Genomic DNA, 13,678 nt, shown 5'->3' on the forward strand with positions numbered 1-13,678 from the left:
CACTATCCTGCGGCGTTGGATAAGGGAGAGATTTTGATGCACGGCACTATGCAAGATTGGGACCTTCGTGTTTCGCATTTGATCGATTACGCAGCGCGCGAACATGGCACCCGCGAAATCGTGACGCGTTGGACCGACGGCACCATTGAACGCACCAACTGGGCGGGCGTAGCAGCCGAAGCGCGCAAATTGTCGCAAGCCTTTGCCGGACTTGGTCTTCAAAAGGGCGATCGCATTGCAACTTTTGCCATGAACCATCATCGGCATTTGGCAGCTTGGTATGGCGCGATCGGCTTTGGCGGGGTGATCCACACCGTCAATGTGCGGCTGTTCGACGAAGACCTGATCTACATCATGAACCACGCGGAAGATAACGTTTTGATGTATGACGCTATGTTCCAACCCATCATTGACCGGCTGAAGCCGCATCTGAAGACTGTTGAGCATTATGTCGTTTTTGATCGCGACGACAGCTACGGCGCGTTCATAGCCGCGCAAGACGGCAATTATGAATGGGCCAATGGCGACGAGCGAGACGCGTGCATGCTCTGCTACACCAGCGGCACAACGGGTAATCCAAAGGGTGTCTTGTACCAGCACCGTTCGACGATGCTGCACGCCATGGCGGAAATCGCCCCAGCCATTTTCGACCTCAGCCCACAGGCGGCGTTGCTGCCCATTGTTCCGATGTTCCATGCGGCGAGTTGGGGCCTGCCATTCGCTGGTGCGGCTGCTGGCGTGAAATTTGTGTTCTCGACCACCAATGACGCTGCAACCTTACATGGCCTGATGCTGCAAGAAGGCATAACACATAGCGCTGGTGTGCCAACCGTCTGGCTGGCGATGTTTGCGCATTTGGATGCCGAAGCGGCCGCAGGGCGTGATGCGACGCTTGGTAAACTTCGGCTTGTTACTATCGGCGGTTCCGCCGCACCGCGCGCAATGATTGAGCGCCTGATGAAGTCCGGCGTGCGTGTCTCCCACGCATGGGGCATGACAGAAACGTCGCCTATTGGCACCATGGGGGCGCCAACGCCTGATTGGGACGAGCTAACGCTCGATCAACAAATTGACGTGGTCTGCAAGCAAGGCCGCACACCATTTGGTGTTGAGCTGCGAGTCATCGATAAGGACGGTAACGTCGCTCCGCGCGACGGGGTGACGTCCGGCGCACTGCAAATACGCGGACCTTGGGTTATTAGGCGATATTTTAAGGCAGACGCAGATGCTGTCGATTCGGACCAGTGGTTTGACACGGGCGATGTTTCGGTTCTTCACCCTGACGGTACAATGCAGATTACTGACCGCGTGAAGGATGTCATCAAATCGGGTGGCGAGTGGATTAGTTCTGTCGAGCTTGAAAATATCGCCGTTGGCTGCCCCGGCATTGCCGAGGCTGGCGCCATCGGTATTCCTCACCCCAAATGGGATGAAAGACCTGTTCTGGTTGCCGTGAAAAAGCCTGGAGCGAATGTCGACGAAGCGATGGTGAAGGCCTATCTCGCCGAACGGATCGTTAAATGGTGGATGCCCGACCGGGTATTGTTCGTCGACGAACTTCCGCACACAGGAACGGGCAAGATCCAGAAAGTAGCGCTGCGCCAGCAGTTCAAAGATTTTGTGCTGGAAGATTGAACGTGTCTGACAGCTATATAGACCCGAGCCGCGCGGCATTTGATCTGTTCAAATCATTGCCGCGCGACGTACCCATCAACATGCTCAACTTACTGAAGTTCAATGCCGTAGCTAATTACCCCGCTGATCATGCCAATGTTGGGAATAATTGGAGCGGTGAGCGCGCCTATCAGGAATATGGCAGGACCAGCGGGCCGATATTCGCGCGGGTAGGGGGCAGCATCATCTGGCGAGGCAGCATGGAAGCTATGGTGATCGGGCCAGAGGATCGGTATTGGGATTCGGCCTTTATCGCTTATTATCCGAATAGTGCGGCATTTTTAGAGATGGTGACTGCCCCTGAATATCAGATCGCCGTCGTAAACCGGCAAGCTGCTATACGGACAAGTCGCCTTATCCGGTTCAAGCCGCTCGAACTTAACGGCGCCGAGTTTGCTTAATACAGGCTAAGCTGGCCGTGCACATTTGGTGGTACGAATAGGTCGCTGCGAACATTCCACTTCGAACTATCAAGCCCATACCGCTTTCGTGCGATTTTTATGCGTGTTCGGATGAGTTCCGCCCATGGCCCGTGGCCCTGCATTCGTGTAAAAAAGTTTGCGTCATTATCCTTTCCCCCGCGCATTTCCCGGATCAGGTTCATCACCTTTGTTGCTCGGTCTGGATAATGCACATCCAGCCAGTTTCGGAACAGAGGCGCCACCTCGTGCGGCAAGCGAACTGGAATCCAGCTAATACTTGACGCGCCATGCTCGGCAGCAGCACCAGCAATGGCCTCAATCTCGTGATCCGTTATCGCGGGGATGATGGGTGAAATGTTTACATGTACATAAATGCCTGCGTCCGCCAGCTTGCGTGCCGCTGCAAGCCGCATGGCAGGAGATGATGCCCGTGGCTCAAGCGTTCGGGCCAATTTCGCGTCCAGCGAGGTTACTGACAATGCCACGCCCGTCAACTGCTTGGCAGCGAGTTGCGACAGGACATCGATATCCTCAATGATCCGGGCTGATTTGGTAGTGATGACAATGGGATGTGAAGTTTCGACCATAAGAGCCAAAATGGAACGCGTAATCCGGTATGTGCTTTCGATTGGCTGGTAAGGGTCAGTATTTGTGCCGATGGCAATCGTCGCCGGCTTATACCCCGGCTTTGCCAGTGTTTTACGCAATATGTCGGCCGCATTGGGCTTTGCAAACAGCCTGCTTTCGAAATCAAGCCCCGGGGACAGGTCATGATAAGCATGTGTGGGGCGCGCGAAGCAATATATGCAACCGTGTTCGCACCCGCGATATGCATTGACCGAGCGATCAAAGGGAACATCGGGCGAAGTGTTAAACGACAGAATCGACTTTGCGAATTCCTCCGTTACTGTCGTCTTTAGTGCAGGGGGACCGCCATCCAGTTCTTCGCGCAAATCGAGCCAGTCACCGTCACTTACGCGCTCGTTCAAATTAAACGGTGTCGGAACAACGTTGTCGGGCGCACCCCGACCTTTCGTCGCTTCTGGATGGGCTGGGTGGTGCATAATAGGTTCCTACCGCAATAGGCGGAACAAATAAAGAACAAATTATTGTTCGCGCAGGCGCGGCATCAGTTCAACAAAATTGCACGGTTGATGGCGACTATCGAGCTGGTGAACCAAAATCTGGTCCCAGCCGTCCTTTACTGCACCGTTAGAACCGGGAAGCGCGAAAATATATGTTCCACGTGCAAGTACTGCGCATGCTCTTGATTGAATGGTCGACGTGCCAATGCTGGCGTAGCTCAACCATCTAAACAGTTCACCAAATCCTGGAATTTCTTTCGTTTTGACGCGATCCAAAGCTTCGGGCGTCACATCCCGTCCGGTCAATCCGGTGCCTCCGGTCGAAATAACGACGTCGATGTTATCATCGTCGATCCAGTTATGGAGCCTAGCGGTAATCAGAGCTGTATCATCCCTCAGAATCGCTCGGTCGGCGATATTATGTCCAGCAGCCACAATACGTGCAGCCAGTATGTTGCCGCTACTGTCTTCATCCAGCCCGCGGGTATCAGAAACCGTCAGGAGCGCGATATTGACCGGCTTGAAAGCCATATTTTCATCGAGCGGCAATGACGCCTCCAGAAGCTCGGCGCGCGGTCACCATTCCATTAGAGTCTGGAAATTTGGGCCACATATACTGCGCCAAACCTTTCAAACTGCCAGACGCTTTGTTTTCGCGCATTTCGTAAATCCAGTAATTGCGCAGGATGATGGAGACATAACCGCGCGTTTCCCAATAAGGGATGGATTCAATGAACAGTAACGGGTCACCATTGTCGCGAATCTCTGTATTCCAGCGGGCCACTGGCGTAGGTCCTGCATTATAAGCAGCAATCACTTTCGGCAGGAGGCCACCTGTTGCCGGTAGGTCGCGTAATTTTTCAAGATAAGACTGCCCGTATTCCAGATTGATTGCAGGTCGATCAAGCTCTCCCGGAGTGAAAAACGCGCCTCGCGCCCGCGCCATATCCTGGGCTGTTCCCGGGCGCACCTGCATAAGGCCTCGCGCGCCCGCAGGACTGATAACATCAGTGCGGAAGTTGGATTCTTGTAATGCATGGGCATAAACCAGAGTAGGCGTGACCCGCCAGCCACCCGTTGGTTCCCAGTTTGGCATGGGATAGCGTGCCATTGCGTTGCTCTGGTCACGCGACGGGCCGTAATGCCCCAACCAGAACTGCGTGGACGCCAGATTCAGGGATCCCGCTAATTGCGCAAGATTGGCATGTTGCCGCGCATCGCCAATTCTAGCCTGATGACGCAGAGCTTCATCCGCCAGTTTGTTTTGGCCGATCTCTGTCAAGGACACGGCAAGTAGCGCGTTTTGCTGATCTTTCAAACTTGCCCAATCGAGCCTGGCTACCTTGGCTGACTTTCGAGCAATGGGCTCCATGCCCAGCGTTTCGCTGGCGAGAAGCCCGTAAAAGGTTTCCGGTAGCTGAGCTGCCTTTTGCATTCTGGATTGAATATGTTGTGGCTGCTTCGCGGCCATCGCTGCGCGTGCACCCCAAAACAGCCCTGCTGCCTTTAAATCATCGTTCGTTGCCAACCGGGATACATAATCAAACGCCTCGTAAGCAGCGGCATAATCGCCCATTCGCCACGAAGCAAGCCCGCGCACCCATGCTGCCTGCGTGGCCCAATCGCCGCCGGCCATTTGTGCGACCGTTGCCAGACGCTTCGCAGAGGCGTCATCATTTTCGATATAATAGGACCACGCAACGCGGTACCGCAATTCGGTCAACGCTTCTGGGGACAATTCCAGCGATCGGCTCTCCAAAAACTGTTCCGCCGCAAGAGATTCATCGTTCTTGATAAAGGTCTGCAATTCAGCGCGGATCGTGTCGCTAGCTTTGTTTGCCGGCAGATCCCGTTTGGGAGCGCCGCCTAGCCATGAAAACCTTCGAATTCCTGGCCGACTGGGAAGAAGTTCGACGCCGCGTTTGCGCGCCATATTGGCCAGTTGTTCAGCCTGCGGCAGATAAGGTGCAGCCTCAAGCAACGCCTGCAGTTGCGCGGCCTCAACCTTGGGGCTATTCGGAGCGACATATAGCTGCGCCCTAGCCATTGCCGACATAGGTCCCTGAGGCGCGGCATCGATCATGCGCGACGCCTCGTCCCATTTTTCCGACCGAATAGCATCGTATATCGCAGCAAAAACGGCCTTTTCCTTGGCATCCAGCACGGTTGGCGCCGGCTGAGCAGAAACGATAGCGCGGAAGCCATCACTTGTGTTGGCCTCGGCGACAGCAATCGGTGACAAAGCCAGCGTACAAGCCAACCATTTCATCATATGCAAATTGCTGCTCATTGGACCGCCCTTTTAGCAAACATCTGCAAATCCCTCCAAGCCTGCATTTTCATGGCAGGACGCGCAATGAGAGTTCGCGGATGAAATGTCGTCAACGTAGTGATATTGAGGCCATCATGATTAATATTCCGTAACTCTGCACGTGCATTCATCAATTCTTCGTTTAGCAGAGCCTTACATGCGGCTGAACCGAGTATCAGAACCGATTTGGGCCGAACAAGCTTAATCTGATGTCGCATGAACGCAGCCAGTTCCGTCAATGCATGCTCTGGAACCTCTCCGGTTGGGGGTATCGTTGTCGCAAGCCACGTGCGACAGCAATCAGCAACGTCAATTCCTATGGCGGACATCATTTGACCCAACAGGGCGGTATTGGCGCTTGCTGTCGCTGATGCTTGGCCAGCGTCGACGATGTCAGGCAGATCTGAAATGATCATCACCTGGCAATTGTCGGGCCCAGTTGGCGCAAACCGCACCGGACCAAATGCATTGCCAGGCAGGGCAGCGCCAGTCATCACCATTTCGGATAGTGTCTTAGTGTCTGATGGCCAGGCAATTGCAGGCGCCACCGGCGTATCGGTCGGGCCTTGCGAGGCAGCAACCACCACTGAAGGCTGCGCGCCATTGGGTACGTCGTTATCCGACAACCAGTTGACGGACGTCTCACCCACTGCTGAATCAAGTCCCGCCTGTTGCCACCAGCTCGTGAGCGATTCCACCACGGCAAGAGCAGCTATATCTCCCCTTTTGTCCATAAATCCCTTCAGACACTTGTTGACGGCAGGGTCAATTGCTTGGCATGGCAATTCCCACAGGCTGGTCAGTTATCGGGATGGCCTGATTTACATGCCGGGTAAAGGATAAAGGCAATGAGTGAACGCGAGTCGATGCCGTATGATGTTGTAATTGTTGGTGCGGGGCCAGCAGGCCTTTCGGCTGCAATCCGCATAAAACAGCAGTCGCCGGACACCAGCGTCTGTATCCTTGAAAAAGGCTCAGAAGTTGGGGCGCACATCCTTTCCGGTGCGGTTATCGACCCCAAGGCATTGGACGAGTTGCTTCCTGATTGGCGTGAAATGGGGTGCCCGCTCGCCGATACGCCGGTAAACGACAACCAACATTGGATACTTACCCAAACCGGCAAGTTCATCATGCCGCATTTCCTGACACCGGGCTTTATGCATAATAAAGGCACCTACACCGGCTCCCTCGGCAATTTGTGCCGCTGGCTGGCAGGACAGGCCGAAAACCTTGGTGTCGAAATTTTCCCCGGTTTTGCTGCTGCCGAAATTCTTTACAACAGCGATGGTTCAGTCAAAGGTGTCGCAACCGGCGACATGGGCGTCGCCCGCGATGGCAGCCATAAAGATGATTATATGCCCGGTATGGAATTACATGCGAAATATACCTTTTTCGCCGAAGGTGTACGCGGGCATCTGACCAAATTGCTTAAGCCGCAATTTGCGCTAGACACGGACTGCGAACCGCAGGTTTACGGCATCGGGCTGAAGGAGCTGTGGGACATCGCGCCAGAGCAACATTCCGCCGGCCGTGTTATCCACAGCCAAGGCTGGCCGCTATCCGATTCCAACGGTGGCGCTTTCTTGTACCATCAAGCAAATAACCAAGTCGCGTTGGGCTTCGTTGTTTGGCTTAACTATTCAAATCCTTACCTGTCACCCTTTGATGAGCTTCAGCGTTGGAAGACCCATCCAGAGGTGAAAAAGATTCTTACCGGCGGCCGGCGCGTTTCTTACGGTGCCCGCGCGATTAGCGACGGTGGTTGGCAGTCGGTGCCGAAGCTTGCGTTTCCCGGTGGCGCGCTGATCGGTTGTTCGGCGGGCTTTGTGAACGTGCCACGAATCAAGGGTACGCACACGGCGATGAAGTCAGGCATGTTGGCTGCCGATGCCGCTGTCGAAGCATTGGCTGCGGGTCGCGAGCATGACGAGCTGACAAGTTATCAGACGGGGTATGATAATAGCTGGATTTATGAAGAGCTTCGCATCGTCCGTAATGTACTGCCGCTGGTCGAAAAATACGGCAATGTACTAGGAACCATGCTGGCAGGTGTGAACATGTGGCTGGAAAGCTTTGGCCTGCGCATGCCATTTACGATGAAGCATCACCCAGACCACAAGGCCCTGAAAAAGAAGAATGCCGCGCAGCGGATCGACTATCCAAAACCCGATGGCGTCTTCAGCTTTGACCGATTGTCTTCGGTATTTTTGTCGAATACCAACCATGTTGAAGACCAGCCGATCCACCTGCAGGTCAAGGACATGAATTTGCAGAAAAATAGCGAGTTTATGGAATTCGCGGGACCATCGACGCGGTATTGTCCTGCCGGTGTGTATGAATGGATTGAGGAGGAGGGCAAAGACCCCCGCTATCAAATCAATGCCCAGAATTGCGTCCATTGCAAAACCTGCGACATCAAGGATCCGAACCAGAATATCAACTGGGTGACTCCAGAGGGCGGCGGTGGCCCCAACTACCCCAATATGTAATTAAGACCGCGCTGCGTACGACAGCGACGTTGAAGGGGTTTTGTGGGCCAATCTGAAGTTGCCTTCGCAAAGATCAATCTCGCCCTGCATGTTCGGCGGCGGCGGCCGGACGGCTATCATGATATCGAAACTTTGTTTGCCTTTGCCCGGCATGGCGACGTTTTGCATGCGGAGCATGCGGACATGCTAAGCCTGAAAATAGACGGCCCTTTTGGACGCGGTTTGGAGGATGATAAAAGCAATCTGGTTCTGCAGACAGCCTTGTTGCTGCAGTCCCACTTCGGGGTAACCAACGGCGCGATTATTCATCTCGATAAGCGGCTTCCGATTTCGTCGGGAATCGGCGGTGGGTCAGCCGACGCAGCGGCCATCGCGCGGCTACTTAACCGGCTCTGGGGCTTGGGGGCGCTCGAACAGGATCTGGCGAACATTCTTGCGCAGTTAGGGGCAGATATCCCGGCTTGTGTTTTCAGCCGATCAAGCTTTGGCAGCGGTAAGGGGACGGATCTCGAATTTCTCGATGACAGCAATGTCGCCGCGCGGCATTTGTTGCTGGTGAACCCGCGCCAATCCGTCTCTACGGCAGCGATATTCGGGGCATGGAACGGTGACGACGGCGGCGCAATCGAGCGCAGCGATATGTGGGATACCGCGATTGCGGGCCGAAACGACCTTGAGCCCTTAGCGTCGGCAATTTGTCCAGCCATAAGTGACATTCTAATCCGGCTCTCACAATCAAGCCCTGCATTAGCCCGGATGTCCGGTTCAGGAGCAACTTGCTTTGCATTGTACGATGATGCGGCAGCCCTTGCGGCAGCGAAGGCAACGCTTGATCCGCATTGGTGGTCTATGGCCACGATGCTGCGATGAGCCCTCGTCCATTCGATATATTGGGCGCGCCACAAAAAGGTGGCTTTCTCATCATTGGTGATCATGCATCGAACCGGATTCCCGACGATATCCATCTAGGTATCGACCCTGAACTTCTCGGCGCGCACATCGCCTGGGATATCGGCGTTGCACCCGTTGCGCGGTTAATCACTCAGGACGACCGGTTTACTGCGTTTCTTGGCGGATATTCCCGCCTGGTGGTGGACTTGAACCGGGACGAGGGCGACGAAGCCGCAATCCCGCGTGAAAGCGACGGCTTTTTGATACCAGGTAATGATCTTGCACCTGCTGGCCGCGAATTGAGGCTAGCTCGATTCCACAGGCCCTATCATGACAGGCTACAGCAGATGCTGGCGGAATGTCGACCTGCGCTCATTCTGTCCCTGCACAGTTTTACGCCAGCGCTGGAAAGCAGGCCGAACGAAGCGCGACCGTGGGAAGTAGGCGTCCTGTATAATGAACAGGAAGCCGCGTCCAAGCTGGCCATTCCATTTCTGGAAGATGCTGGGTTCAATGTCGGCGATCAATTGCCTTATTCCGGCAAGATATTGAATGCTTCCATGAACCGCCATGCCGAGGCCAATGCTATCCCCTACATCGGCATCGAAATGCGGCAGGATTTGGCAGGCAGTAAATCAGGCCAAGCAAGATTTGCTCGAATATTATCAAAAATGTGTCATTTTGTTTCGGAACATCTTGGCTAAACGGTACAAAACGGCTTAAAGCGCCGGCCTGAAACGGAGTTCACGATGCCAAACCAGTTCGATAAGTCCAAATTGCCAAGCCGCCACGTATCTGTCGGCCCCGAACGCGCACCCCATCGCAGCTATTATTATGCAATGGGCCTTACCGAAGAAGAAATTGCCAGGCCTTTTGTCGGCATCGTATCGGCAGGTAACGACAGCGCGCCGTGCAATACGACGTTGGATGCGCAGGCTGACATTGCGCGCAAGGGCGTAGAGCAGGGCGGCGGCATGCCGCGCCGGTTCAACACTATCACGGTTACAGATGGCATCGCCATGGGGCATCAGGGCATGAAGTCCTCGCTCGTCAGTCGCGAAGTCATTGCGGATTCGGTAGAACTTTCCGTCCGTGGCCATTGTTACGACGCGCTTGTCGGCTTTGCCGGCTGCGACAAGTCTCTGCCTGGAATGATGATGGCGATGTTGCGCCTCAATGTGCCATCAATCTTTGTCTATGGCGGCTCCATTCTTCCTGGTCGCTATCATGACAAGGATGTTACTGTAAAAGACGTCTTCGAAATTGTTGGCAAATATGCGGCAGGGGCTTGCCCATTATCGGAGCTCGAGGAACTGGAACGCGTTGCATGCCCGGGTCACGGCGCTTGCGGGGGCCAATACACGGCCAACACCATGGCTTGCGTTGGTGAGGCTATCGGTCTTTCAATGCCGAACAGCAACATGGCACCGGCGCCTTATTCCACCCGCGACCAGATTGCTCATGCAGCGGGTGTTCAGGTCATGGAATTGCTCGCGAAAAACATAAGGCCGCGGGACATATGTACCCGAGAAGCCTTTGTAAATGCAGCAAGAATTGTAGCTGCAACTGGCGGATCGACCAATGGCGCGTTACACTTGCCGGCCATGGCGCATGAAGCTGGCATCGACTTTGACTTATTCGATGTGGCTGACGCGTTCAAAACGACCCCCTATATGGCGGATTTGCAGCCTGGCGGGCAGTTTGTGGCGCGCGACATGTATGACGCGGGCGGCGTTTACATGTTGATGAAGTCGTTGCTGGCAGAAGGGCTCTTATTCGGTGACTGCATGACTGTGACAGGCAAGACGCTTGGCGAAAATATCGACCAGATCACGTGGAATCCTGACCAAAAGGTGATCTACCCCGCTACGGCTCCGATCACGCCAACTGGTGGTGTGGTGGGACTTCGCGGCACGCTTGCCCCCGACGGCGCCATCGTGAAAGTCGCGGGCATGGACCGACTGACCTTCACTGGTCCAGCGCAGGTTTTTGATTGTGAGGAAGATTGCTTTGCTGCAGTTGAAGCACGCGAGATTCGCGAAGGTTCCGTGATTGTGATCCGTTATGAAGGGCCACGTGGCGGTCCCGGTATGCGCGAAATGCTTTCAACAACTGCGGCACTATACGGGCAGGGCATGGGCGAAAAAGTCGCACTCATAACCGACGGACGGTTTTCCGGCGCGACGCGTGGTTTCTGCATTGGCCATGTCGGACCGGAAGCTGCATTGGGTGGCCCCATCGCGCTTATTGAAGATGGCGACGAGATTTTGATCGATGCCGAGACAGGTGTAATTGATCTGAATGTTCCTGCGGATATTCTTGTAGATAGGCGAAAGAACTGGGTCCCGCGTCAAACGGATTACCAGTCCGGCGCGATTTGGCGTTACGCACAAAATGTGGGGCCCGCTTATAAAGGCGCCGTAACGCATCCCGGTGGTGCCGCCGAAACCCATGTTTACGCTGATATCTAGGTCATGCTGCGCGGCTTTGGTGCTGGTGGCGCTTGCGGGCTGTGGAGGTGACTCAGATGCTTCCGACGGAACAGGAAGCGGCAACACAGAGCGAGATGCAGCCGATGGAAAGATAGAGTGTGCCCTTGCTGGCTCCGACCACTTTGAACGGCTCTGCTCTACCGAACAAATCGCGGCTAATGGCGCGACCATATTGGTGCTCCGCCACCCCGATGGCGGCTTTCGACGGTTCAACGTTTTGACAGATGGGCGTGGGCTCGCGGCTGCCGATGGTTTTGACGAAACGCGGATCAGTGTGCTCGAAGGCAGCATGATCGAACTGTCATCCGGTGACGACAGATACCGTCTGCCCGCCCAGATCAGGAACGCGACTTCTACCCAAGACAATAAATTTGGCAAAGACGCCAGTTGATTGCTCGACCCTTCACGGGCATGAGGCATTATGGAAATGACTGAAGAGATTATCAGGGTTGCCGCACGCGGTGACGGCGTCACTGCAAATGGCCGTTACGTCGCTTTGGCGGCCCCGGGTGACATTGTGGATCCGTCAGGGGGATTGATCCACGGAACGCATCACGTAACGCCGCCATGCCAGCATTTTCCATTGTGTGGCGGTTGCCAGTTACAACATCTCGACGAAGACAGCCTGCGCCTGTTCATTGCGGAACGGGTTACACACGCCCTTGCCACACAGCAGGTCGAGATCAGCGAAGTCATGCCGGTCCATCTGTCGCCACCCAAGACACGCCGCCGCATTGCGGTTCGTTCGGCTTGGGCAGGCAAGCAGTTTCAGCTTGGGTTCAGTACCGAAAAAAGTCACCGTATCATTGACTTGCGCCAATGTGACGTCATGGCGCCAGAACTCTTCGCGTTGCTCGCGCCAATGCGCGCGTTGCTTGAGCCACGGCTGAACCGTGCGCGCCAGGTGCAGATTAAACTGGCTATGGTCGACCAAGGTGTCGATGTTCTCATCGAAAACTGGATTGCCAATGATCTTGATACGCATGAGCTGCTGTCCGAGTTTGCCAAGACTCACAATCTTGCGCGTTTGTCGCTCGATGAGGGCTATGGCCCAGTGCCATTTTACGAGCCTGAGCCTGTTATGGTAACGCTTGGCGGGGTCGCAGTCGGGTATCAGCCATATGGCTTCCTCCAGGCCACTATCGATGGAGAAGCCGCGTTGGTGACCGTAGTAAATGAAATCGTCGGCAGCGACACAATTATCGCAGACCTGTTCGCAGGCTCCGGCACATTTGCGCTTTCGATGGGTGCTGGCCGAAAAATTTATGCTGGCGAGGCAGACCTGCAGGCCAGCCTAGCGTTAAAGGCGGCTGCAGGCCGTTCGGGCCGGACGATATTTGCCGAGCATCGCGACTTGTTCCGGCGGCCGCTGGCTGTGGAAGAGCTGAACAAGTTCCAGACGGTGGTTCTTGATCCGCCAAGGGCAGGGGCAAAAGAGCAGGTCGCGCAACTTGCTGCCTCAAATGTACCCAATGTCGCTTATGTAAGCTGCAACCCAGCAAGTTTTGCCCGGGATGCAAAAACCCTAGTTGCCGCTGGATACAGGTTGCAGCGGATCTGGCCCGTAGGACAGTTCCGCTGGTCAACCCATATCGAGCTTGTAGGCCATTTTAGTCGTTAGTGCAGAAGCACCGACATGACTGCGTGTACAACAAGCATCAGCAATGCGACTGAGGACAACGCGAACAAAGCAAAGCGTACGATTACGCGGTTAGAAAAAATCTGAACCAGGCTATGCGCCACGCGCAGGCCGACATACGCCCAAGCGATCGTCGCATTTAAATTGTCGCCTTGACCAACCATCGCCAGCACTAGGCACACTGCATAAAAAACCGTAGGTGCTTCGTGTAAGTGGTTGTAATTATCTGCAACCCAAGATGCTTTTTCTTCACCCTTTGCAATGAGCGCCTCGCGCAACGCGCCGCCAGTGGAACCCACAACTTTGGTGCCATCAATGCCGGCACGGCCCATCGCTGGTAGCCGGGTTGCGTACATCCAAATCCAGATAACCATGGTCCACGCCGCAAGCGCGACGACTGGTCCTAATATTGCACTCTCCATTAATCTTCCCCCTGTTAATTAGTCGCAAGCAACGCCTGTATTGCCAATATGGTCAGGCAGACAGTCGATAGTAAAAAGAACACAAAGCGGATGCTGACGGTATTGACCGTCGCTTGCCAGATGCTGTGGATCACGCGCAGGACAGTATAGCCCCACGCCAGCATGACCGAGAGATCTGTTGCACCGCCAGAAATCGCCAAGATCATGATGGTAGCATAGAAAATTGTCGGCTGTTCCATAAGGTGCGCATAAT

At 54.8% G+C, this 13,678-nt stretch carries 14 protein-coding genes; 8 read left to right on the top strand and 6 right to left on the bottom strand.

Annotated features, from left to right (window positions below; genetic code table 11):
• Positions 1–36 precede the first annotated feature (36 nt).
• The gene (locus tag ACK4S7_RS08070; protein ID WP_409645760.1) at positions 37–1,635 is read left to right on the top strand and encodes a long-chain fatty acid--CoA ligase; all 1,599 of its coding nucleotides are present in this window, start codon (positions 37–39) and stop codon (positions 1,633–1,635) included.
• A 2-nt stretch (positions 1,636–1,637) separates the two neighbouring features.
• Positions 1,638–2,075 carry a DUF1330 domain-containing protein gene (locus tag ACK4S7_RS08075; protein ID WP_409645762.1) on the top strand — a complete coding sequence of 146 codons (438 nt, stop codon included), beginning with the start codon at positions 1,638–1,640 and terminating at the stop codon, positions 2,073–2,075.
• Here ACK4S7_RS08075 and ACK4S7_RS08080 read toward each other — a convergent pair.
• Genes ACK4S7_RS08080 through ACK4S7_RS08095 form a run of 4 tightly spaced genes read right to left on the bottom strand, consistent with a single transcriptional unit; the run spans position 2,072 to position 6,226 of the window.
• Positions 2,072–3,160, bottom strand: coding sequence for a PA0069 family radical SAM protein (locus tag ACK4S7_RS08080; protein WP_409645764.1), 1,089 nt, complete (start codon positions 3,158–3,160; stop codon positions 2,072–2,074). The genes ACK4S7_RS08075 and ACK4S7_RS08080 overlap by 4 nt on opposite strands.
• 42 nt (positions 3,161–3,202) lie before the next feature.
• Positions 3,203–3,730 (bottom strand): molybdenum cofactor biosynthesis protein B, encoded by a 528-nt coding sequence (moaB, locus tag ACK4S7_RS08085; RefSeq protein ID WP_409645766.1) that lies wholly within the window; start codon positions 3,728–3,730, stop codon positions 3,203–3,205.
• The gene (locus ACK4S7_RS08090; RefSeq protein WP_409645768.1) at positions 3,717–5,471 is read right to left on the bottom strand and encodes a lytic transglycosylase domain-containing protein; all 1,755 of its coding nucleotides are present in this window, start codon (positions 5,469–5,471) and stop codon (positions 3,717–3,719) included. The genes moaB and ACK4S7_RS08090 overlap by 14 nt, the downstream gene beginning before the upstream one ends.
• On the bottom strand, positions 5,468–6,226 hold the full coding sequence (locus ACK4S7_RS08095) for a uracil-DNA glycosylase family protein (RefSeq protein ID WP_409645769.1): 759 nt from the start codon (positions 6,224–6,226) through the stop codon (positions 5,468–5,470). The genes ACK4S7_RS08090 and ACK4S7_RS08095 overlap by 4 nt, the downstream gene beginning before the upstream one ends.
• Positions 6,227–6,340: 114 nt before the next feature.
• On the opposite strand from ACK4S7_RS08095, the gene ACK4S7_RS08100 reads away from it, so the two are divergent.
• From ACK4S7_RS08100 to ACK4S7_RS08125, 6 genes are read left to right on the top strand one after another with little or no spacing between them, the layout of a single operon-like run.
• Positions 6,341–7,981: an electron transfer flavoprotein-ubiquinone oxidoreductase gene (locus ACK4S7_RS08100; RefSeq protein WP_409645771.1), complete on the top strand. Its 1,641-nt coding sequence runs from the start codon at positions 6,341–6,343 to the stop codon at positions 7,979–7,981.
• Positions 7,982–8,023: 42 nt separating this feature from the next.
• Positions 8,024–8,851, top strand: coding sequence for a 4-(cytidine 5'-diphospho)-2-C-methyl-D-erythritol kinase (locus tag ACK4S7_RS08105; protein ID WP_409645772.1), 828 nt, complete (start codon positions 8,024–8,026; stop codon positions 8,849–8,851).
• Positions 8,848–9,576, top strand: coding sequence for an N-formylglutamate amidohydrolase (locus ACK4S7_RS08110; RefSeq protein ID WP_409645774.1), 729 nt, complete (start codon positions 8,848–8,850; stop codon positions 9,574–9,576). Before ACK4S7_RS08105 ends, ACK4S7_RS08110 begins: the two co-directional genes overlap by 4 nt.
• Before the next feature lie 45 nt (positions 9,577–9,621).
• Positions 9,622–11,343 carry a dihydroxy-acid dehydratase gene (gene ilvD, locus ACK4S7_RS08115; RefSeq protein ID WP_409645775.1) on the top strand — a complete coding sequence of 574 codons (1,722 nt, stop codon included), beginning with the start codon at positions 9,622–9,624 and terminating at the stop codon, positions 11,341–11,343.
• A complete protein-coding gene (locus ACK4S7_RS08120) occupies positions 11,324–11,755 on the top strand; it encodes a hypothetical protein (RefSeq protein ID WP_409645776.1) in 432 nt (143 codons plus the stop codon). Before ilvD ends, ACK4S7_RS08120 begins: the two co-directional genes overlap by 20 nt.
• A 36-nt stretch (positions 11,756–11,791) precedes the next feature.
• Positions 11,792–12,985: a class I SAM-dependent RNA methyltransferase gene (locus ACK4S7_RS08125; RefSeq protein ID WP_409645777.1), complete on the top strand. Its 1,194-nt coding sequence runs from the start codon at positions 11,792–11,794 to the stop codon at positions 12,983–12,985.
• On the opposite strand, the gene ACK4S7_RS08130 is transcribed toward ACK4S7_RS08125, so the two are convergent.
• Positions 12,982–13,425, bottom strand: coding sequence for an MAPEG family protein (locus tag ACK4S7_RS08130; protein WP_409645779.1), 444 nt, complete (start codon positions 13,423–13,425; stop codon positions 12,982–12,984). The two genes, ACK4S7_RS08125 and ACK4S7_RS08130, sit on opposite strands and share 4 nt — an antisense overlap.
• 14 nt (positions 13,426–13,439) lie before the next feature.
• Positions 13,440–13,678 (bottom strand): MAPEG family protein (locus tag ACK4S7_RS08135; RefSeq protein WP_409645781.1); only part of this gene is annotated, 239 nt, incomplete at its 5' end.

This window comes from Sphingorhabdus sp. (assembly GCF_046292425.1).
Taxonomy (GTDB): Bacteria; Pseudomonadota; Alphaproteobacteria; order Sphingomonadales; family Sphingomonadaceae; genus Sphingorhabdus_B.